Here is a 22,742-nt window from a genome sequence, read left to right as displayed (position 1 = left end):
TCCCCCCTTTTTCAAAGGGGGGGATCTCACATCCCTCTGCAGAGGGGGGGGATCTTGCATCCCTCTTCAAAGGGGGGGATCTCACATCTCTCTTCAATGGGGGGCACGTCTCTCTTTTTGACGGGTCTCACGCTGTGGGGAGCGCCGTAGGTTGGGTTGCCAACGGCAACCCAACATTCTGCGCCAGCGCTTGATGATTGAAATGAACCGCCCTCGGGGAACCGGGGGCGGTTTTTTGGTAACGAGCCGCCTTCGAGAAACCGGGGCGGTTTTTTGGTAACGAGCCGCCTTCGGGAAACCGGGGCGGTTTTTTCGGTGTTGACGCGGCTTTTTTCAAAGGGGGGCGGCGGTGTTGGTTGGGTTGCCGAAAGGTGCTCTCGTATTTGCGGGCCATCTGGTTGGTGCGGTGCGGCGCGAGGGGGTGGCGGGGGAGCGGTGGGGTGTTGGCGGGGGGCGTCCGGGTCTGCTGGGGTGGGGCGAGGGTGGTTGGCGGGTTGGGGTTTTCGTTGCGTGTGTGGCGCGTAAGGTGATGATTGGGAAGCGATTTCTTCCGTGTCTGACCCTTCGGCAAAACGGGACTTCGTCACAGCTGGAAAAAAACTTTGGGTAACGTGCCCCTACGGATCGACAGGCGCCCGAGGAGATGTCAGAATAAGGACGAAAAACTATTTGTATGCCCTTATAAGGTAATATGGGCATCAATCGCGTTTCCGAATTAGAAGGGACGCAAAGGAAGCGGACCTCCGTGTTCCTCGTTTTCCGGCTCTGGTCATAGATGCACCGGACCGGGAGATGTGGCTCGTTGGTTGGTCGCCAGGTCGTCTTGCCAAGTGCCTCGGTACCGGATCCCTCAATAGGCCGGGGATTGGCAGGCGGTCATCTGGATGCCGCCAGCTACATATGCATATGTCTTTTGAATCGTAAGAGAGGACCTCGATGGCACTTCAAGGTTTTGACCAGGCTTTCTACCTCGGCGCAAAGCTCCAGCAGCTGCAGGCGAACAAGGCCACCGCAGAGCAGTGGGCCGACAAGACGGCTGATGACCTCCTGAGCACGCTGAAGGCTGCCGGCATGACCCCTGAGCAGCACTACAGCCAGTACGGTTACGCCGAGGGTCTTGGCCCCAACAAGTTCTTCAACCCCAACGAGTATGCCCTGTTCAAGGGGAAGCAGTTGGTGGCCAACAATCCTGACCTCTATAAGGATGCTGACGCTGCTGCCAAGGCCTTCGTAGAAAAGTGGCCGGGCAACCTCTACGACCACTACCTGCAGTACGGCGCTCAGGAAGGCATCAACCCCTCCAACGCCTTCGACAACGACGCCTACTTCGAGGCCAAGCTGGCCGCGCTGCAGGCCGCCGGTCAGAAGATCACCCTCGACGAGCTGAAGGATGCCTTCGCCGACGCGGGTCTGACCCCGGTCTCGCACTTCATGCTCTACGGCGCCAAGGAAAAGCTGCAGGCCCCGGTCGTGCCGGCTGAAGAGCAGGTCGATCCCAACGTCACCCCCGGTACCGACTTCGCGCTGACCGGTGATGTCGACATCCTGCTGCCCGTCGGCGCCGCGCTGCCCGAGGGCAAGACCGAGGAAGACGTCCAGCGCACCACCAACGCCGATGACAACATCGACGCTGTGTCCTCCGCGCTGTCCTCCGCCCGCACCCTGAACGCCGACGACAACATCGACGGTGGCGAGGGTAACGACCTGCTCAAGGTCGACATGCAGTCGAACTTCGCTGGCTTCAGCAAGGACGGCGGCGTCAAGAACATCGACACCATCGAGCTGGTCAACAAGGGTGCGATCGATCGCTCCTTCGACGCCACCGGTGTCGAGGGCGACGTGCACTATGCCGTGACCGCCGAGGACGGCACCGTCAACCTGAAGGATCTCGGCAGCCTCGCCGGTGGCATCAGCCTCTCGGGTCAGAGCGATGGCACCTTCAAGGCGGCCTTCGTCGCCGATGCCGTCAAGGGCACCGAAGACACCCTGGCCCTGGGCCTGAAGGACGTCGGCACCGTCCAGACCGACACCGTGAAGGAGGCCGCCGTGGCGGTCGACGTCAAGGGTGTCGAGAAGGCTGCGCTCTCCGTCGAGGGTGACAACGTCGTCAATCTGTCGAACGTCAGCGCCACCGAGTACACCGTCGCCGGCACCGGCAACCTCCAGGTCAACGCGCTGGCCAGCAAGCTGTCCTCCTTCGACGCCACCAACCTCCAGGGCGATGTGGACCTCACGGTTGATGCCAACAGCGCGCTGAAGAATGCTACCCTGCAGGGCGGCAGCGGCGACGACACCCTGACCCTCTCGGGCGCCGGCACCGTGCAGTATGCCGTCGGCGGTTTCGAGACCCTGGCGCTCGCCAACACCGGTAAGCTGACCTTCTCGGCGGCCGAGTCCAACGGCATCCAGAACGTCCAGGCGACTGGAGACATGGGCGCTGAGGCTAGCTTCGCTGGCCTGGGCAATGCCGATATGACCCTGGGCATCGAAGGTGGCGCAGACGCTGTCACCCTCGACAACAGCGGGTCCACCACCGTCAATGTGGCCGATGAGGCCGCAACCGCCGACAAGCCGCCGGTGCCGGTCGATGCCGGCGTGACGCTCACCAACAGCGCCGCGCTGACCCTCAACGTCGCGGAGCACGTTGTCTACGACGGCACCATCAATGCCGCCAAGGCCGAGAGCGTCAACATCGCCGCTGCGGGGGGCTTCGGTTCCGCCACTGACCAGGCCGGCATCATCCAGGCCGGCAGCGCCACCGAGCTGACCATCGGCAAGATCGGTGCAGACTCGACCCTCATCCTGCAGGCCGGCAAGGCCCAGCAGTTGACCCTGAACGCCGATGCGGATCTGGACCTTGACCAGTTCACAAATGCATCGGGCAACGCAGTCAGTTCCGACCTCAGCGGTCTGCAGGCCCTGAACGCCACCGTCAATGGCGGCAAGCTGACCATGGGCGCCCTCAAGGCCATCAACGCCATCACCCTCGAGGGCAATGGCGAGGCCAAGCTGGGTGACCTGGGCTCCGGGAGCCAGGCCGACTACGGCATCACCGTCACCGCCGGGGCGCTGTCGGATACCGATGGGAGTGGCTCCGCCCTCGAGATCGGCACCATCACCACCAAGGGCACCGACATCTCGGTCGATGCCGCCAAGGTGCTGGGTGATGTGGATCTGGGTGCCATCAATGCTAACGGTGGCGACGTGACCCTGTCCTTCGCCGGAACCAATGGCGATGTCACGCTTAACGGCGTGACCGGTGAGACCGTCGAGATCAACGCCGACGGTGCGCTGGGTAAGCTGACCACGGGGGATGTTGTGGCTACGACTGCAAACATCACCGGTGCTGGCCTCGATGTAAACGACATTACGGTGACGGCCAGCAAGGCTGCGACCGTGGTGGGTGGTATTGCAGACGATAAGATCACCGTCAAAGCCGTAGCAGATGCCAAGGCAGACGCGACGCTGACTGGTGGTGTGGGTGCGGATACCTTCACCATCAAGGCTGTGAGCGGTGGGGATGATGGCACTTTGGTTGCCACCATTACCGACTTCGAGCTTAGTACCGATAAGGTCGCTGGGGTCACTGCGGCAAACCTTGAGGCCATTGCGAGCTGGGAGGCTGCTGATGCAGCGACATTCCTGTCCGCCGCCTTCGGTGGGACCGTCGCTGCGGATGACATTACTCTGGTTAATCTTGCGAACACCGGAACCGCACAGAATGCCATCGTCTACAACGGCGACACCTATCTGGTAGCTGAGGATGGGACCACTGGGTTTGGTGGTACTGATGTCATCGTCAAGCTGGCCGGTGTCGAGGCAAGCACTGCCACAGAGGTGTTTGGCGCCTAACCCACGCACCCAGCCAACTGACCACGGCACGATGCCGAGCTGAACGGCAAGGACGCCACGCGGTCACGCGGCTGATCGATGGGTTGATCGATCTTGATGGCGCACCATCCTCTCCATGGGCAAGGGTTCGAGATGGAGGGGGTGGGGCGACTGCGGCAGTGCTGCGGGTCGCCGGCCCCGTCGCTGGACGGATGGTGTGTGCGCCGCCTTGGTCACCCCTGGGGTCGATGGGTTCGAGCCCGGGTGGGCGGGGCAAAGACGGCAGGACGCCGGCCGGTCGTGACACCCCTCGATGTTGCAAGGTCGAATGGCCAGGATCATGACACCGCGTGTTTCGCCACACGGTCGATGGGTCGCACCCAGTCTGGGTTGGCTCGTATGACCTTGCACCTCTTGCGTGAAATCACTAACGCCCTCGGGAAACCGGGGGCGTTTTTGTTTGTGTGGACAAAGACAGGGATGCGATTCGGGACGAATCAGCGGGCGGTGGCCGCCCGTCGATGGACTGAACCCGCGTGACACGCCGAGCGCGGGTCGGCACCGTTGCGAGCGCCGCGTCGGCGGCGTTGGGTGTCGGTCAGCCCTTGTCCGTCAGGCCAATGGCAGCGGCGACACCGCCCGCTGTCGTCATCAATGCAATGAGAGAGTCGTTCGATGGCAATGCAAGGTTTCGACCAGGCCTTTTACCTCAAGGCAAAGCTCCAGCAACTGCAGGCCCAAGCGGCCACTGCGGCCGACTGGGCCGACAAGACGGCTGATGACCTCATCAGCGCGCTGCAGTCGGCCGGTCTGACCCCTGAGCAGCACTACAGCCAGTTTGGTTACGCCGAGGGCCTGGCGCCCAATGCGTACTTCGACCCCAAGGAATACATCCTGGCCAAGGGCGTGCAGTTGGTTGCCACCCATCCCGACCTCTATGCCGATGCCGCTGCCGCCGCCGTGGCCTTCGAGCAGCAGTGGTCGGGCAACGTCTACGAGCACTATCTGCAGTACGGCTTCCGGGAGGGCGTGAACCCCTCCAACGCCTTCGACAACGACGCCTACCTCGCCGCCAAGCTGGCCGCGCTGCAGGCCGCCGGTCGGGAGATCACCCTCGACGAGCTGAAGGACGCCTTCGCCGACGCGGGTCTGACCCCGATTACGCACTTCATGCGCTACGGTGCCAAGGAACAGCTGCAGGCCCCGGCCGTGCCGGCTGAAGAGCAGGTCGATCCGAGCATCGATCCGACCAACCCCGGCCTTGAGTTGTCGCTGACCACCGAGGCCGACACCCTCCTCGCCGCCGCTGCCGCGCTGCCCGAGGGCAAGACCGAGGCGGACGTACAGCGCGCCTCTGATGCCAACGACATCATCGATGCCGTGGCCTCGGCGCTGTCCTCCGCCCGCACCCTGAATGCCGACGATCGCATCGACGGCGGCGCCGGTAACGACCTGCTCAAGGTCGACGTGCAGGGCGATTTTGGCGGCTTTGAGGGCAACGGCGGTGTGGTCAACGTCGAGACCATCGAGCTGACCAACACCGGCGAGATCGCGCGCACCGTCTCGGCCAAGGGCATCGAGGGCGCCGAGACCTTCGCGCTCAACGGTGCGGTGAACCTCGCCGAGCTGGGCTCGACCGAGGCCGCCGTCAACCTCTCCGGGCGCGATGCCGGTAGCGCTGAGATCCAGTACGCCGCCAAGGTCACCGACGGCAAGGCCGACGCCCTGGCCCTGGGCCTGAACGACATCGGCACCGCCGAGGTGAAGGACGCGGCCGGCGAGGTGACCACCGCCGAGGCCGCCGTGGCGCTGGTGGCCGATGGTATCGAGGTGGTCGACATCACCGCCACCGGCACCAACGTGGTGTTGCTGGAGACGGCCGATGCCGAGCAGGTGAACGTCGAGGGGACGGGCTCGGTGAAGATCGTCGCGCATCAGGGAGCGGTGAGCGGTGCGGTCAAGAGCGTCGATGCCTCGGGGTTGCAGGGTGTGCTCGATGTGAACCTGCGGGATGCCGCCGGGGTGACCTCGGTGCTCGCCGGCGCGGGTGACGACATCATCCGCGCCACCCCCGGAGACCTGGCCGTCAACGCCGAGATCAACGGCGGTGAGGGGGCCGATACCTTGTCGCTGAGCGGTCGGTTCGGTGTGAGCCAATACCAGATGGCGGGGGTCGAGACGGTTGAGCTGAATGCCGCCGGTTCGAGCGGAATGAAGGCCGCGCCCGGTGGGTTGAGTGACGTGAGCACCTTCTCCGGCGCCGAGTCCACCGGCATCGAACAGGTGGTCGTCAAGGGCGCGGGTAACGCCGTGAAGTTCGTCAACCTGGGCATGGCCGATCTGGGCGTGACCCTCGACCAGGCAGCCAGCGGTGAGGTCGCCTTCGACCACGCCGGTGCCACCACCTTGAGCGTGAGCGGCGGGACCGAGCAGGCCGAGACCATCAATACGGTCAACACCGTCTTGACCGAGAGCGCCGACGTGACGCTGGTGGTCGAGGCGTTCAACACGCTGGGTGACGGCCTTGGTGGCAAGCTCGTCGCCACCAAGGCCGAAGGCTTGACCGCCGAGATCGCCGGGGCGCTGAACAACACCATCGAGCTGGTCGCGGCGACCTCGGCCGTCTTTAACCAGACCAATACCGACCAGGCCTCGACCGTCGCGCTGGATGCCGCCAAGTTGAACGATCTGCGAATCGATGCCGATGGCGCGTTCACCCTGGCCAAGGGCAGTGATCTTTCCGCAGTCGAGAGTCTGACGATCGATGCCGGTCAGGCATTCGCTGCCGCTGGGGGCGAGAGTGAAGGCGCATGGGCCGTTGACTTCGGCAGCGTTGCCGCCGTCGACCTCTCCGGTGCTGGCGCCGAGTCCAAGATCACCCTCAGTAACCTGGGCGGTGCGGTCGACTATGACATCACCGTCAACGCCGAAGGGCTGATCGGCGGGCTGACGCTCGGTGACATCGGCACCGGTGCCGGTCACACCATCGACGTCAACATGGCGGGTGTGCTGGGCGACGTGACGATCGGCGATGTCGCTGTTACGGCGGCCGATTCGGCAGCAACCGGCGCCATCGTCATCGACGCCAATGGCACCTACGGCGACATCACCCTCGACGCCTTGAGTGCTAAGACGGTGACGGTTGATGCCTCGGGGGCGATGGGGGCGGTTAATGTTGGTTCGATCTCGGGGAACAACAAAGGATCGACCGACGGCATCTCCGGCGAGGTCGTCACCTTCACCGGCTCCGAGCTGATGGCAAACACCGTTTACGTCACCGCCTCCGAGCAGGCGACCGTTAGCGGTGGTCTCGGTAACGACACCTTCATGCTAGTCGCCAACAATGCCGCAGGCACCCTGGCTGAGTTCACGGTGTCCGGTGGTCTCGGGAACGACAACTTCCTGATTGACCACAGCGAGTCGATGTCGGGCAGTGCCATTGTGACCATCACCGACTTCAATGCGGGTGATACCACCAACATTGACAAGGGTACGCTGAGCGTCTTCACGAAAGAGAGTAGTGCTGACGCTGGTGCCGCCGCCGCTGTCCTCGAGGCCGCCGGTATCGTGGCCGATGCCGTCGCCGCAACGAGTGGCGTCGAGTTTGTGGGTGATGCAAACACCTTCTTCACCTTCGATGGCAATACCTATGCGATGGTGACTGCTAATAAGAGTGACGATGTCAAGTTTGATGACACCAACATCCTCGTCCAGCTAGTCGGCGTGCACTCCGCCGATGCCCTGGGCGGCGCCTTCAAAGAAAGCGCCGGAGGTGAGCAGCCAGAAACTTAATGTGATATTAGCCCCGTAGGTTGGGTTGCCGTTGTTTGGCAACCCAACGATGCGATGTCGCTCGATGAATAACGCGATCGCCATCGGAGCAGCCCGTAGGTTGGGTTGCCGTTGTTTGGCAACCCAACGATGCGATGTCGCTCGATGAATAACGCGATCGCCATCGGAGCAGCCCCGTAGGTTGGGTTGCCGTTGTTTGGCAACCCAACGATGCGATGCCGCTCGATGAATAACGCGATCGCCATCGGAGCAGCCCGTAGGTTGGGTTGCCGTTGTTCGGCAACCCAACAATGCGATGTCGCCAGATGAATGAACCGACCGCCGCCGGATCACCGGCGGCGGTTTTTTCATGTGTCGGCGTCAAGAGCCCCCTTTGAAAAAGGGGGTTGGGGGATTGAATCCAAACCAACCGGGCGATGCCGCGCGATGAATGAACCGACCGCCACCGGATCACCGGCGGCGGTTTTTTCATGTGTCGGCGTCAAGAGCCCCCTTTGAAAAAGGGGGTTGGGGGATTGAATCCAAACCGACCGAGCGATGCCGCGTGATGAATACGATGACCGTCAATGGGTCACCACCGCCGGATCATCGACGGCGGTGGTGTTGGGTTACCCGTCCATGGGCGGTGCCGGGTTGTCGATGAGATGGCGGAACGGGTAACCCAACGATGCGATGCCGCTCGATGAATAACGCGATCGCCATCGGAGCAGCCCCGTAGGTTGGGTTGCCGTTGTTCGGCAACCCAACGATGCGATATCGCCAGATGAATGAACCGACCGCCGCCGAATCACCGGCGGCGGTTTTTTCACGTACCGACGTCAAAAGCCCCTTTGAAAAAGGGGGTTGGGGGATTTGATCCCAACCGACCAAGCGATGCCGCGTGATGAACACGCTGACCGCCGCCGGATCATCGACGGCGGTTGTGTTGGGTTACCCGTCCATGGGCGGTGCCGGGTTTTTGATTAGATGGCGGAACGGGTAACCCAACCTACGAGCGCCGTCGGTTGGGTTGCCGTTGTTCGGCAACCCAACAATGCGATATCGCTAGATGAATGAACCGACCGCCACCGGATCACCGGCGGCGGTTTTTTCATGTGTCGGCGTCAAGAGCCCCCTTTGGAAAAGGGGGTTGGGGGATTGAATCCCAACCAACCGGGCGATGCCGCGCGATGAATACGCTGACGCCGTCGGATCACATCGCCGGATCATCGGCGGCTTGTGTTGGGTTACCCGTCCATGGACGGTGCCGGGTTGTCGATGAGATGGCGGAACGGGTAACCCAACCTACGAGCGCCGTCGATTGGGTTGCCGTTGTTCGGCAACCCAACAATGTGACATCGCCAGATGAATGAACCGACCGCCACCGGATCACCGGCGGCGGTTTTTTCACGTATCGGCGTCAAAAGCCCCCTTTGAAAAAGGGGGTTGGGGGATTGAATCCTAACCGACCGGGCGATTCCGATTGGTTAATACGCTGACCGCCGCCACATCATCGACGGCGATGGTGTTGGGTTACCCGTCCATGGGCGGTGCCGGGTTGTCGATGAGATGGCGGAACGGGTAACCCAACCTACGACCCCCGTAGGTTGGGTTGCCGTTGTTCGGCAACCCAACGATGCGATGCCGCTCGATGAATAACGCGATCGCCATCGGAGCAGCCCGTAGGTTGGGTTGCCGTTGTTCGGCAACCCAACAATGCGACATCGCCAGATGAATGAAACGACCGCCACCGGATCACCGGCGGCGGTTTTTTCATGTGTCGGCGTCAAGAGCCCCCTTTGGAAAAGGGGGTTGGGGGATTGAATCCCAACCGACCGGGCGATGCCGCGCGATGAATACGCTGACGCCGTCGGATCACATCGCCGGATCATCGGCGGCTTGTGTTGGGTTACCCGTCCATGGGCGGTGCCGGGTTGTCGATGAGATGGCGGAACGGGTAACCCAACCTACGGTGGCACTTTTTCTGTGATGGGTTACGCAAATCTGACGCGGGCACGGAAAGTTGCTGCGGGCGGCCTACGGCTGGGCTAGACTCATGCGCGTATAAGCGAATTTTTATCGCTTATAAAGAATGTTTGGTTTGTTGCTGGATGGCTGGCCGCGTGGTTCTAGGCGGTCTCTCGGCGCCCCGTGGGGCGCGTGCTGGCAGCGATGGATGGTTTGGCTCGACAGGAGATGTCGTTTCATGGATAGCACCTGGTGGCGCTGGCCGGCGCGGTCGTCATCTCGCCGGGTGCGTGGCGCACGGAGCGCCTCCCTCCTTTCTCTGACCCCACTGCGGGTCGTCTCAACCCCTGTGTGCTGCGATCTCGGTGTGGGCCTCTGCTGGTCTCGCCGGATGCGGTGGCGTGTGTCTCGTTGCGCCGCGGCGGGCGTTGGCCCGTTGCGGTGGGCGCTGGCGCGGGGTGTCTTTGGATCTTCAAGAATAAGGATCTCGCATGACTGCTCCTAACTGGTTCGATGCGTCTTACTACCTGTCCAACAAGCTCGCGCAGCTGCGGCATCACGACCCCTTCGATATCTATAAGGATTTGTCGGTGGAGTATCTGGAGGGGTTGATGGGCAGGGCGGGGATGACGCCTTATCAGCACTTCCTGCGTTACGGCATGGATGAGGAGGTGAACCCGAACGCCTACTTCAACGCCGAGGAGTACTTCGAGGCCAAGGTCGAGCAGCTCAATCGCGACGGGATCAATGGGCACACCGATTGGACGGTCGAGGCGGCCAAGGTGTACTTCACGCTGGCCGACATCTCCGCCTGGGAGCACTACACCCGCTACGGTGCCGCGGAGTCGATCAACCCGTCGAACGCCTTCGACGAGACCGCCTACCTCAAGGCCAAGGCGGAGCATCTCAACAAACATCAGGTCGGCGGTCACAGCGACTGGGACAGCGCGGCCGTGGCGGAGGCCTTCGCCAAGGTGGGGCTGAACCCCGTGGAGCACTACCTGCTCCACGGTCAGTTCGAGGGACTGAGTGTCCAACGGGTTGCCGCCAGCAGTCAGGTGGAACCGGATCCGGTGATGCCCTCGGTGCGTGAGAGCGAGGGCGCGGTGATCGATGGTCGGATCAAGGGCGCGACCGTGTTTGCCGACATCGACGGTGACGGTGTGCGCGATCCGAACGAACCGTTCGTGAAGACCGACGCCGAGGGCAACTTCTCGGCGACCTTCAGCGGCGCGGCGGCATATGCCACGCTGGTGGCCACGGGGGGGACCGATATCGCGACCAATCTGCCCTTCGCGGGTGCGTTCTCGGCACCGGCGGGGGCGACGGTGGTGACCCCGTTGACCACCTTGGTGCAGTCGCTGGTCGCCACCGGCCGCTCGGCGGCGAGTGCCGAGCAGAGCCTGAAGAAGGCGTTCGGCCTGCCCGATGACCTGGACCTGAAGACCTTCGATGCCACCAACATCGACAGCAATGCCAGCAGTGCCACGCAGGCAGCGGCGGTGAAGGTTTATGCCGCCGCAGCCCAGGTCGCGAATCTGATGGCGCAGGTCAGCAGTGCGCTCGATGGTGCGGCTGGAGTCAAACCGCAAGCGGCCTTCCAGGCCGTGGCCAATGCCATCGCCAGCCGGGCCGATGCCGCCGCCGCCAGCGGTCAGTCGCTCGACCTGGCCGCCAAGGACAACATTCAGGACATCCTGCTCGAATCCGCCGGTGCCAGTGGCAGCAAGGCCCAGGCCGCGATCGCCAAGCACGCCGCCGATGCCGCCGAGGTCATGGCCGGCACCAACGCGCGCGTGGCCGAAGTGGCCAAGGGCAATGACGCCAATGCCGTGCTCAAGGACATCGCCAAGGTTCAGCACGTCGCCCAGGGCGAGGCCGCCAAGTCTCTCAAGGACGGCGTCAGCGGCGGCGACCTCAGCGGTGCAAAGGATCGCTTCCAGGGCGACAAGCTCGACCAAGCCATCGACGATGCCGACGACGCCATCGGCGACGTCAACATCGGCGACGACGACAAACCGGACCAGCCTGCTACTGGTGGTGGCAATACCGGTGGCGATGACACACCGGAACCGACCTTCACCGCCACCGTGACTGATGGTGTGCTCAGCTTTGGGGGGACGGCGACGGGTGATATCCGCTTTTCTAAAATGCAAGGAGATAATGTCGTCTTTGTGCGCGACAGCTACAACAAACCTTACTATTCAGACCCTGTTGATATTGCTAAGGTTGAAGCGATCATTGTTTCTGATGACTTTTATTCTTATGATTTGCCGATCGCAAAAGATAAGTCTATTGATTTTAGGATGAGTGATGGGGGGGTGTACTTGGAGTTGCCCTTTAATAGTTATGAGGGGCAGGCGCTTGTTCAAGTTGGGAAAGGAAGTCAACGTATTGATCTGGGGTATCAGACTGTAGACGAGGAAGCGAAACCTCCAGTTGGTCATGTCGACGATATTACAGGGCCTGATCGTGGTTTTGTGTTCTATGGTTCTGTTGACTTTGATGGCGATAACGATGGTTTTGAGCTGGCAGAAGTCAACACGGATTTCAATGTTGATAACCTGGGCTCGGCAGAGATTGTTACGAGTTTTGGCTTAGAGGATGCGTTTGGTATCCCGTCTATTTATGACTGGTCGACTGGTGAGGCTGTTCTGAAGGGTGAGTATGGGTCGATTGATGGTCAGTACACCAAATTGATTGAAGAGCCTTTTGGCGGTGGGGATGGTGATCAAACTCAGGTTTTCACAATTTCGCTTGGTGATAATAGCACTATTGATTCAACGGCAGCATTGGTCGATGCTGGGCGGGTTTTGGGTGAACTGAAAGCTGCTGGGATTGTTGACGAGAGTGGGGAGGTAAAAGATTGTTTAGCGTCGCTCAAAAAAGGGGTTGATAGTGATGACGATGGCAAAGAATTAGACGGTGGCGCCGGTGTCTTTGAGATTGTTCACTCTGTCCATGATACTGCAATCATGCAGCGTGCTTTGTATGAGTGGCAAGATAAAGATAATTTAGGGGTTGTTGACGAAGATGAGTTGAGTTTGCTTGCTGTGGCGACAAACAGCTCTGATTTCGCTGAATTTAGTTACTCGAAAGCAGAAGGTGAAAGTGCAGCGGTTTTGACAGCTTCTCTTGGAGATCAAGGAGGATTCTTTGGTTCGCCTATTTCTAAAGGCGGTATAGAAGGTGGCGGTGTAGGTCATGAATATCAGGTGCACATCTATGTTGGTAGCGGTTTTCACCAAATAGATCTTGTAGATGAGGCGCATAAAGGAGACCCTGCTTCTGGTTATGCTCCTTATATAGAAGGCGCAAACCGTGATTTTGTCTTCTATACTCCTGAAGCCGTACCAGCTGGTGTTGATAATCTGGGCTTCGAGCTGGCCGAGGCCAATACTGATTTTGGTCCCGGTAACATTGGTTCTGCTGAAATTATCACGAACTTTGGGAGTGAGGATGCCTTTGGCGTTCGCAGTAACTATCACTTTGATGAAGGAGATTGGAAGCCGAAGAGTCAAAGTGATGACTCGCGAACCTCGATCGATGGACAGTATGCTGTTGATCTAACCAGCGCGAGCACTGATAGCCTCGAAGGTTGGCAGATTGCTAAAGCGCAGGTCTTCAAGATCAACCTTGAAGAAAGCCATATCACGAGTTCGGCAGAGTTGGTGGACACAGGCAAGGTGATCAAAGAGCTTGTCGCTGCTGGCGTGGTCGATCAGTATGGCAAGATCCTCGATAAGTGGGAGGTGCTCAAGACCGGGGCGGACGGGTCGGATGCTGACGGCGATCCCGACGGCGGTTCCGGTGTCTTCGAGATCCTGTTCGATAACGATGGAGAGGCTTGTCGAGCGCTGTACGAATGGCAGGATGGAGATGGAACCGCTTCCGATGCCGTCGGCACTATCGAGAGTGGAGAGTTGAGCCTGCTGGCTGTTGCAACCAGTGCTCAAAACCTGGAGTGGTTCTCCTGACACCAGCCAGTTGGGTCGCCATTGATTGGCAACCCACGATAGCCCCGTAGGTTGGGTTGCCGTTGTTCGGCAACCCAACGATGCGGTGCCGTTCGATGAATAACGCGATCGCCATCGGAGCAGCCCCGCAGGTTGGGTTGCCGTTGTTTGGCAACCCAACAATGCGACATCGCCAGATGAATGAACCGACCGCTGCCGGATTACCTGCGGCGGTTTTTTCATGTGTCGGCGTCAAGAGCCCCCTTTGGAAAAGGGGGTTGGGGGATTGAATCCCAACCGACCAAGCGATGCCGATTGATGAACACGCTGACCACCGCCGCATCATCGACGGCGGTTGTGTTGGGTTACCCGTCCATGGGCGGTGCCGGGTTGTCGATGAGACGGCGGAACGGGTAACCCAACCTACGAGCTGACAGCAGCCAGTTGGGTCGTCGCCATTGATTGGAAACCCACGATAGCCCCGTAGGTTGGGTTGCCGTTGTTCGGCAACCCAACAATGCGACATCGCCAGATGAATGAACCGACCGCCGCCGGATCACCGGCGGCGGTTTTTTCATGTGTCGGCGTCAAGAGCCCCCTTTGGAAAAGGGGGTTGGGGGATTTAATCCAAACCAACCGGGCGATGCCGCGCGATGAATACGCTGACCACCGCCGCATCATCGACGGTGGTTGTGTTGGGTTACCCGTCCATGGGCGGTGCCGGGTTGTCGATGAGATGGCGGAACGGGTAACCCAACCTACGAGCGCCGTAGGTTGGGTTGCCGTTGTTTGGCAACCCAACGATGCGATGTCGCTCGATGAATGAAACGACCGCCATCGGATTACCTGTGGCGGTTTTTTCATGTGTCGGCGTAAAGAGCCCCCTTTGAAAAAGGGGGTTGGGGGATTTAATCTCAACCGACCGAGCGATGCCGCGTGATGAATACGCTGACCACCGCCGCATCATCGACGGCGGTTGTGTTGGGTTACCCGTCCATCGACGGCATCGGGTTGTTGACGCGGTGGCGGACGGGTAACCCAACCTACTCGTGGCCGATGCCGTCGGGTAGTTGGATCGTGGCGCTTCCCCAGTCCGCAGGTAAGGTGCCTTGGCGGATGTATCGGTGGATGCTGCTGTATGGCCAGTCGGTTGCTCGGTGTACGTAGTGGTGATGGACCGGGTTGAAGTGAATGTAGTCGACGTGATGGCGGAAGTCTTGGTCATCCCTGATGCGATGCTCCCAGAATCGTCGCTGCCAAATCGCTTGCTCTTGTTTGTGCAGTCGGCTGGATATGGCGGTTGGTCGCTGTTCGGGGGGAATGGTTGCGGTGAACGCGCGTTTGATATTGCGCCATCGTGTTGAGTAATTTGTATCCGTGTCCGGCAAAGTCCATATCGCGTGGAGGTGGTCGGGCATGATTACTATGGCGTCGATGATGAATGGATGTCGTGCCATTTCCGCCCGTACCGCATGGCGTAATGCTTTGACCGCCGCAGCTTGAGCAAACCAGGGTGTTCGTTGAAATGTGATGACGGTGAAGAAGTAGGTCGCGCCTTGGGTGTAATCGCGTCGATAGCGCATGGGCGGTTCCGTGCGTGGTTGGGGATGCTTGGAGATGTTGGGTTGACTGCGTCAGCCCAACCTACGGGGCTGCCGGATCATCGACGGCGGTTGTGTTGGGTTACCCGTCCATGGGCGGTGCCGGGTTGTCGATGAGATGGCGGAACGGGTAACCCAACCTACGAGCTGCGTCAGCCCAACCTACGGGCGGAAGGTGGCGGGGCCTCGGGATGTTGGGTTGACTGCGTCAGCCCAACCTACGGGGCTGCCGGATCATCGGCGGCGGTTGTGTTGGGTTACCCGTCCATGGGCGGTGCCGGGTTGTCGATGAGATGGCGGAACGGGTAACCCAACCTACGAGCTGCGTCAGCCCAACCTACGGGGCGGAAGACGGCGGGGCCTCGGGGTGTTGGGTTGACTGCGTCAGCCCAACCTACGGGGCTACGGGGCGACATTCGGGGGGAACCTCAGGATCTCATGTCGTGGGGTCAGGGTGAGCCCACCCTGGGGTCAGCACGGTACGCACCCTGGGGTCAGGGTGGCCCCTAAACGGGCGAGTCGAATGGGCGAATGATCTCTCCCCTGTGGCCCCTCGGGACGAGACGCTAAACGGGCGAGGATGATGCGGTGGAGACGGGATGCGCCGGGGGGTGGCGAGGGTCTGGGCCGAGGCTCGACAAGCCGGGCGGGGCGAGGGTAGGATGGCCACCGTCGCGGGGGTGTTGGAGCACCTGACCGCGTAAAGCCCCGACTGAACCGAGTCGAGCGCACCAGTGGCCGGCGGTATTCTAGCAAAGTCCCCGAGGGGCTGGCGTGTGCCGTGCTGCCCGTTCGCGATCCCTCTCAATCCAGTCGGTGGTCTCCGTTTTCACGTGTTGGAGATTGCCGAATGTCCCTTCAGTTCGCCACCTCGCCGGTGGAGATCCTGGCCTGGCAGCGTCGTGTGCTGTCCGAGCCGAGGCTGAGCCATACCGCCAGCCGCATCGCTACCAGTCTGTCGCTCTTCATCAATTCGCGCTCCGGTGTCGCCTGGCCGTCGCTGCGCACGCTCGCGCGGGTGTCGAATACCTCCTACAGCTCGGTCAAGCGCGCCATTCGCCGTATGGTGGAGCTGCAGTTGTTGCAGGTCGAGCGGGGCAATGCCCGTCGGGTGAATCGTTATCGGGCGATCTTGCCCAGTGAGGCGTCGGGCTCGGCGCCGCGCCCCGAGGTCGAGCCCCGCCCCGAGCCCGATGCCACGCCGGCGGTGGCGCGGCCGGTTGATGATGCGACCATCGCGCGCGTTGTCGCCCATCTCAACCGCGCCGCGAGCGCCTGTTTCCCGGACGCGCCGGGGACTGCGACCTATCGCATCCTGCGCCGCGCGCTGCATCGACACAGCCCCGAGGTGTTGTGCGCGGTGGTCGATCTGAAGGCGGCGCAATGGGGCCAGACCGAACAGGCGCGCTATCTGCGCCCTGCCACCTTGTTCACCCCGGCCAAGCTCGAGGGCTATCTCTCCGAGCTGCACCAGCGCGGTCGCCCGGGTGCTCGTCCGCCAGCACTCGATCCGCCCGAGGCGTCGGTGTGTGAGGCGCATGGCCGTTCGCGTCCGGCGTCTGCCGGGATGGTGTTGCGTCATCTTGCGGCGATGCGCTCCATCCTCGAGTAATCCTGCGTTCATTCGCGCTCGTTGCATGGCGCGCTCGGGTGTCGGGAGGCGTGTCTATTACGCGAATTGCGCGTCGAGCGGTCGCGGTTGATTCGCGTGCAGCGCATCCGTTCCTCGAGTGCCCGGTGCCATGGCTGAATTGAACACGATTTGTTGAATCACGCTGCTGTTTCGGTATGGTGTGGCCCTGGCCTTATCTTGTCGCCTGGGGCGGCTCCAACAGGGATCGAGCAGCGTGATGACCGATTGGACCTCCGGCTATGTCGCCGATATCGATTACACCCATGGTTACTACCCCGAGCTGAATCCGTTGCGGATGCGGCTGGCGTTGTTGCATGCGGGGTTGCGCCCGCCCGCTGTCGATACCGCCTGTGAGCTGGGGTTCGGCCAGGGGTTGAGCGTGAATCTGCACGCGGCGGCGACGCTGACGCGGTGGTTCGGGACCGACTTCAACCCGGCGCAGGCGGCCTTTGCCCAGGAGCTGGCCGAGGGCGCCGATGCCGGGGCGCGGCTGTTCGACGAGGCCTTTGCTGAGTTCTGTCGCCGCGATGATCTGCCCGACTTCGATTTCATCGGTTTGCACGGGATCTGGAGCTGGATCTCGGACGAGAACCGCGCCTGTCTGGTCGATTTCCTGCGCCGCAAGCTGAAGGTCGGCGGGGTGCTCTATGTCAGCTATAACACTCAGCCTGGCTGGGGGGCGATGGTGCCGATGCGCGATCTGTTGGTCGATCACGCCGAGGTGCTGGGGGCCGACGGTTCGGGGATCGTCAACCGTATCGATGGTGCGCTGGCCTTTGCCGCGCGCTTGCTGGAGGCCGAGCCGGCCTATGCTCGCGCCAATCCGCAGATCGCCGATCGTTTGGCGCGAATGCGCGAACAAGACCGGCATTATCTGGCCCATGAGTATTTCAACCGTGACTGGCAGCCGATGCGTTTTGCGGCGATGGCCGAGTGGTTGAACGGGGCCAAGCTCGGCTATGCCTGTTCGGCGCACCCCTTGGATGCGATCGATGCGCTCAATCTCACCGCGACGCAACAGCAGTTGTTGGCCGAGATCCCGGACAGCGTGTTTCGGCAGACGGCGCGGGATTTCTGCGTCAATCAGCAGTTCCGGCGCGACTACTGGGTCAAGGGCGCGCGCCGGCTCGATCCGCTCGAACAGTTGGAGTTGTTGCGCGCCCAGCAGGTGGTGTTGGTGCAGCCGCGCGAGGCGGTGGCGCTGCAGGTGCGTGGCAGTCTCGGTGAGGCGCAGTTGCAGGAGGCGCTGTATGCGCCGGTGCTCGACATCCTCGGCGATCATCAACCGCGCACCCTGGGGCAGCTCGAACAGCAGTGGGGCGATGCGCGTCCGGGCTTTGCCCAGTTGCTCGAGGTGGTGATGGTGTTGGCCGGGCAGGGGGCGGTGATGGCGGCGCAGGACCCGCGTGGCAGCGGCAAGATCCGTCAGCGCACCGATCGGCTCAATACGCAGTTGCTGCGTCGGGCACGCTCGGGCAGCGCCATCAATTATCTCGCCAGCCCGGTGACCGGGGGCGGCATCCTGGTGCCGCGTTTTCAGCAATTGTTCCTGCTGGCGCGGCGTCACGGTCATCGCCAGCCGGCGCAGTGGGCGCAGTTCGCCTGGTCGCTGCTGTCGAGCCAGGGGCAGCGGATCCTCCGTGACGGGCAGGCGCTGGAGTCGGCCGAGGAGAATCTCTCCGAGCTGACGGCGCAGGCCGAGCGTTTCGCCGAGCGTCAGTTGGCCGTGTGCGAGGCGCTGCAACTGACCTGAGCGCGGGCGCCGAATCCGATGGGCGGTGCTCTCCATGGTGTTCCGAGGGTTTTGTTTGGCGCGAGATGGCTACATTCGGCTTGAGTGGGGCAGGGCGCAGGTCATCTTTCCACTCCAGCGACGAAGCCTTTATTCATGGTCAGCACAGTCACTTCCTCGACGGATTGGCGTCATCAGGCGGTCCCCGGACTGGGATACGATGGCGTGGTCAAGGTCACCGCCGGCGCCTATTACGGCACCGGCACCCTGTTGGCCGACGGGCGGGCGGTGCTCACCGCCGCGCACCTGTTCGACCCCGGTGTCGAGACGGCGCAGGTCACCTTCGAGACCAGCGCCGGGGTGCAGACGCGCGCGGCCAGCCAGGTCACCCTGCATCCGGCCTACGATGCGTTCAATGGCAATCATGATCTGGCGCTGGTCTGGCTCGACCGCCCGGCGCCGGTTGCGGCCGAGCGTTATGCCCTGTATCGCGACACCGATGAGCTGGGGCAGGCGTTCACCCTGGTCGGGTTCGGGTTGCCCGGCAGCGGGGCGACGGGGATCGTCGACGGTGGGGCGATCCGGCGCCTGGCGGTCAATACCTTCGATACCGGCGGCGAGGCGTTGACGGCGGAGCTGGGCCTGTTTCTCGGTTGGACGCCGGCGCCGGGTTCGCAGCTGTTGGCCGATTTCGACGATGGCTCGGCGCGGCGCGATGCCATCGGTCAGTTGCTCGATGTCGCCCATGCCGGGGTTGGCGAGCAGGAAGGGCTGATCTCGTTCGGGGATAGCGGTGGTCCGGCGTTCATCGATGGGCGGGTGGCCGGGGTGGCGAGCTATACGGCGAGTCTGGCCACTGGGTTCGCCCAGCCGGATGTCGACACCCTGGCCAACAGCAGTTTCGGCGAGATCGCCGCCTGGCAGCGGGTGAGCCACTACCAGCAGTGGATCGACCAGAGCCTGCGCCTGCGGTATCCGGCGGCACCGGAGACCACGGGCGCGGTACAGGAGGCGGTGGCGGAGGGCGACGACGGTACTGGGTACGCCTATTTCTTGCTGGAATTCAGTGGCTTGCGGCCATCTCCGGGGAGCTGGGTCGCGGTCGATTACGCCACCCGTGACGGCACGGCGGTCGCTGGTGAGGACTATCTGGCGGTGCGCGATACCCTGGTGCTGTATCCGGGCGAGGATCAGGCGGTGATCGCCGTTGAGGTGATCGGCGATGTGCGCCCGGAGGCCGACGAGCACTTTTTCTTGGATGTGTTCAGTCCCTCCGGAGGGGGCTTCGAGGGCGGTGTCACCCGGCTGAGCGCCTCGCGGACCATCGTCGACGACGACTGGTTGGGTTGAGCGGGTCGAGCCCGGCACTGGGCCTCGGCCTGCATGGTCGGTGCTTTCCGGGGTATGATGAGCCCTCGATTCCTGGTGCCCGTGCGCCGGGACGGAGCGCATGTCGATGACCTTCGGGGTGCGGTCTCGCCGCCCCCGCCGTGCCGCCCCCGCCCGCTCGTGCACGCCGTGCTTCAAACCCACCCCACCGTTCAGCCGAGGTCGAACCATGCCCAAGCTCGTTGCCCTGTCACGTGAGCGCCACGCTGGCCAGCGCTGGAAGCGCTATGACTCCTATGCCTTTGCCGGTGCGTCGGCGCTGGTCGACGTGGTGGCCGCAGAGCTACCGAAGGCGGTGTTGAGTCTGCCGCTGGCCTTCGTGCGTCAGGGCGACGCCTTCACCCTGAATGCGGTGCTAGGGCTGGCGCCCGGGCGTAATCTCTGCGTGACCCGTGAGGGGCGCTGGGTCGGCGGTGGTTATGTGCCGGCGGCGCTGCGTGGTTATCCCTTCCGGCTGGCGCATGTCGAGGGCGATCAGCTGGTGCTGTGCATCGATGAGGACAGCGGTCTGCTCACCGAGGGTGAGGAGGGCGAGGCGCTGTTCGACGAGGCGGGCGAACCGGCGGCGGCGATCACCAAGGTGCTCGAATTCCTGCAGCAGGTCGAGGCCAACCGTCAGGTTACCGTCCGCGCCTGTGCCGCGCTGGCCGAGGCGGGCTTGATCGTGCCCTGGGCGATCAAGCTGCAGGGCGAGGAGGGCGAGCGCGAGATCGAGGGGTTGTTCCGCGTCGACGAGGCCGCGCTCAACCAGCTCGACGCCGAGACCCTGGGCGGGCTGCGCGCCAGCGGCGCGCTGTCGATGGCCTATTGTCAGTTGTTGTCGATGCAGCATCTGCATCGCCTCGGTCAGCTCGCCAAGGCCCATGCCCAGCGTGACGAGGCCGCGGCCAAGCAGGCGCGGGCGATGCTCGACCAGCCCGAGGAGGAGGGCTTCGAGTTCGACTGGGATGCATTGACGCGCTGATCCGCCCGGGCGGGGCGCCCGACGGCCTCATCGACGCTGAATCGGCGCGCTCGCGCGAACACGGATGAGGCCCGCCCTATGCTAAAATTGCTCGCCGATCAATCGAGGAATCCCCATGGCCCAATTGCAGCCCGCAAAGACCCTCAAGGAAGCAATGGCGATCTGCCGCGGCTCCTTTTACGGCGCCGGTTTCTTCAGCCTGTTCATCAACCTGCTGATGCTGGTCCCGCCACTGTACATGCTGCAGATCTACGATCGGGTACTGGCCTCGTCGAGCGTCTCGACGCTGATGGCGCTGACCGTGTTGGTGGCCTTCCTGATGCTCACCATGGGGTTGCTCGAATGGGTACGCTCCTTGGTGTTGATCCGCGTCGGTGCCCGACTCGACGGGGTGCTCAGCCAGCGGGTGTTCGATGCCACCATGGATCTCGCCGCCCGCCAGCCCGGCCAGGGTAGCGCCCAGCCGATCAATGATCTCGGCGGCTTCCGCCAGTTCATGACCGGCAACGGGCTGTTCGGCTTCTTCGATGCCCCCTGGATCCCGGTCTACATGGTGGTCATCTTCATGTTCCACCCGCTGCTCGGCGCGATCGCGCTCGGTGGTGCGCTGATCCTCACCGCACTGGCCTTCCTCAACGAGTTCCGCACCCGCAAGCCGCTGATGGCCGCCTCCGGTCAGGCGATCCGCGAGCAGCACGTGCTCAACGCCAAGCTGCGCAACGTCGAGGTGATCGAGGCACTGGGCATGCGCCCGCAGATCCAGCAGCGCTGGCACGACCATCATGCCCAGACCATCGGCTGGCAGGCGCGCGCGAGCGAGGAGGCCGCGGTGCTGATGGCCTCGAGCAAGTCCTTCCGCATGTTCCTGCAGTCGTTGATCCTCGGCGCCGGCGCCTGGCTGGCGATCCAGCAGTCGATCACCCCCGGTGTGATGATCGCCGCCTCGATCATGATGGGCCGCGCCCTGGCCCCGGTCGATCAGATGATCGGTGCCTGGAAGGGCTTTGTGAACGCCCGTGCCAGCTATGGCCGGCTGCAGAAGCTGCTTGCCGAGATCCCGGTGGGCACGCGTCATATCAGCCTGCCGGCGCCGACCGGCGCGCTCCAGCTCGAGGGCGTGGTGGCCGCGCCTCCGGGGGCACGCAAGCCGGTGCTGCGTGGGATCTCGCTGGAGATCGCCGCCGGCGACGTGGTCGGCATGATCGGGCCCTCGGCGGCGGGTAAGTCGACCCTGGCGCGGGTGATGCTTGGCATCTGGCCGCTGGCCTCGGGTGCGGTGCGGCTCGACGGTGCCGATCTGGCGCTCTACAACCGCGACGAACTCGGCCCGCACATCGGTTATCTGCCGCAGGACGTGGAGCTGTTCGACGGCACCGTGGCCGAGAACATCGCCCGCTTCGGCGAGATCGAGGACACCGAGGTGGTGGCCGCGGCGCAACGCGCCGGGGTGCACGAGTTGATCGCGCAGTTGCCCAACGGCTACGACACCCGGCTCGGTGGCGGTGGCGTGATGCTCTCGGGCGGTCAGCGCCAGCGCGTCGGTCTTGCGCGCGCGCTCTACAAGAACCCCAAGCTGGTGATCCTCGACGAGCCCAACTCCAACCTCGATGATCGCGGCGAGGCGGCCCTGCTCGAGGCGATCGAGAACCTGCGTGCCACCCAGGCCACGGTGGTGCTGATCTCGCATCGACCGAGCATCCTCAAGGCCGTCGACAAGGTGCTGGTGATCAAGGACGGCCGCGTCGAGGCCTATGGCCCGCGTCAGGAGGTGCTCTCGCGCGTGCTCAAGCCGCGTTCGGTACAGCCCACGCCGGTGGACGCTGCCAGCAGCGCCACCGCCTGACCCCAGGGCCGGCGCCTCCGCGCCGGCCCTGTTGCGTTCCCCCTCCAATCCCTT

At 62.8% G+C, this 22,742-nt stretch carries 10 protein-coding genes; 9 read left to right on the top strand and 1 reads right to left on the bottom strand.

What is annotated here, in order from left to right; genetic code table 11:
- Nucleotides 1–936: 936 nt before the first annotated feature.
- The 4 genes from HF203_RS06650 (at nucleotide 937) to HF203_RS06635 (ending at nucleotide 14,352) form a co-directional block, all read left to right on the top strand.
- A complete protein-coding gene (locus HF203_RS06650) occupies nucleotides 937–3,852 on the top strand; it encodes a beta strand repeat-containing protein (protein WP_168667882.1) in 2,916 nt (971 codons plus the stop codon).
- A 939-nt stretch (nucleotides 3,853–4,791) separates the two neighbouring features.
- Entirely contained in the window at nucleotides 4,792–7,623 is a 2,832-nt protein-coding gene (locus tag HF203_RS06645; RefSeq protein WP_168667880.1) for a beta strand repeat-containing protein, read from the top strand.
- 2,438 nt (nucleotides 7,624–10,061) lie between these two features.
- On the top strand, nucleotides 10,062–13,547 hold the full coding sequence (locus HF203_RS06640; protein ID WP_168667878.1) for a hypothetical protein: 3,486 nt from the start codon (nucleotides 10,062–10,064) through the stop codon (nucleotides 13,545–13,547).
- Nucleotides 13,548–14,058: 511 nt separating this feature from the next.
- A complete protein-coding gene (locus HF203_RS06635) occupies nucleotides 14,059–14,352 on the top strand; it encodes a hypothetical protein (RefSeq protein WP_168667876.1) in 294 nt (97 codons plus the stop codon).
- Between the two features lie 217 nt (nucleotides 14,353–14,569).
- Here HF203_RS06635 and HF203_RS06630 read toward each other — a convergent pair whose 3' ends face one another.
- The gene (locus tag HF203_RS06630) at nucleotides 14,570–15,109 is read right to left on the bottom strand and encodes an REP-associated tyrosine transposase (protein WP_168667873.1); all 540 of its coding nucleotides are present in this window, start codon (nucleotides 15,107–15,109) and stop codon (nucleotides 14,570–14,572) included.
- Between the two features lie 868 nt (nucleotides 15,110–15,977).
- On the opposite strand from HF203_RS06630, the gene HF203_RS06625 reads away from it, so the two are divergent.
- The 5 genes from HF203_RS06625 (at nucleotide 15,978) to HF203_RS06605 (ending at nucleotide 22,688) form a co-directional block, all read left to right on the top strand.
- Nucleotides 15,978–16,739 (top strand): conserved phage C-terminal domain-containing protein, encoded by a 762-nt coding sequence (locus tag HF203_RS06625; protein ID WP_168667871.1) that lies wholly within the window; start codon nucleotides 15,978–15,980, stop codon nucleotides 16,737–16,739.
- Between the two features lie 238 nt (nucleotides 16,740–16,977).
- Nucleotides 16,978–18,513, top strand: coding sequence for a methyltransferase regulatory domain-containing protein (locus HF203_RS06620; RefSeq protein ID WP_168667869.1), 1,536 nt, complete (start codon nucleotides 16,978–16,980; stop codon nucleotides 18,511–18,513).
- 135 nt (nucleotides 18,514–18,648) lie between these two features.
- A complete protein-coding gene (locus HF203_RS06615; protein WP_168667867.1) occupies nucleotides 18,649–19,842 on the top strand; it encodes a Calx-beta domain-containing protein in 1,194 nt (397 codons plus the stop codon).
- Nucleotides 19,843–20,050: 208 nt separating this feature from the next.
- Nucleotides 20,051–20,845, top strand: a complete 795-nt coding sequence (locus HF203_RS06610) for a SapC family protein (protein ID WP_168667865.1) — start codon at nucleotides 20,051–20,053, stop codon at nucleotides 20,843–20,845.
- 115 nt (nucleotides 20,846–20,960) lie between these two features.
- A complete protein-coding gene (locus tag HF203_RS06605; protein WP_168667863.1) occupies nucleotides 20,961–22,688 on the top strand; it encodes a type I secretion system permease/ATPase in 1,728 nt (575 codons plus the stop codon).
- Nucleotides 22,689–22,742 lie beyond the last annotated feature (54 nt).

Source organism: Marichromatium bheemlicum (assembly GCF_012276755.1).
Classification (GTDB): Bacteria; Pseudomonadota; Gammaproteobacteria; order Chromatiales; family Chromatiaceae; genus Marichromatium; species Marichromatium bheemlicum.
The sequence above is the reverse complement of the archived record's forward strand: the minus strand, read 5'-3'. Positions and strand labels throughout refer to the sequence as shown.

Excerpts from the sequence above, each read along its gene's own strand:
- HF203_RS06615 (WP_168667867.1), top strand. The coding sequence starts at position 18,649 with ATGGTCAGCACAGTCACTTCCTCGACGGATTGGCGTCATCAGGCGGTC.
- HF203_RS06605 (WP_168667863.1), top strand. The coding sequence starts at position 20,961 with ATGGCCCAATTGCAGCCCGCAAAGACCCTCAAGGAAGCAATGGCGATC.
- HF203_RS06625 (WP_168667871.1), top strand. The coding sequence starts at position 15,978 with ATGTCCCTTCAGTTCGCCACCTCGCCGGTGGAGATCCTGGCCTGGCAG.
- HF203_RS06620 (WP_168667869.1), top strand. The coding sequence starts at position 16,978 with ATGACCGATTGGACCTCCGGCTATGTCGCCGATATCGATTACACCCAT.
- HF203_RS06630 (WP_168667873.1), bottom strand. The coding sequence starts at position 15,109 with ATGCGCTATCGACGCGATTACACCCAAGGCGCGACCTACTTCTTCACC.
- HF203_RS06610 (WP_168667865.1), top strand. The coding sequence starts at position 20,051 with ATGCCCAAGCTCGTTGCCCTGTCACGTGAGCGCCACGCTGGCCAGCGC.
- HF203_RS06635 (WP_168667876.1), top strand. The coding sequence starts at position 14,059 with ATGAATGAACCGACCGCCGCCGGATCACCGGCGGCGGTTTTTTCATGT.
- HF203_RS06650 (WP_168667882.1), top strand. The coding sequence starts at position 937 with ATGGCACTTCAAGGTTTTGACCAGGCTTTCTACCTCGGCGCAAAGCTC.
- HF203_RS06640 (WP_168667878.1), top strand. The coding sequence starts at position 10,062 with ATGACTGCTCCTAACTGGTTCGATGCGTCTTACTACCTGTCCAACAAG.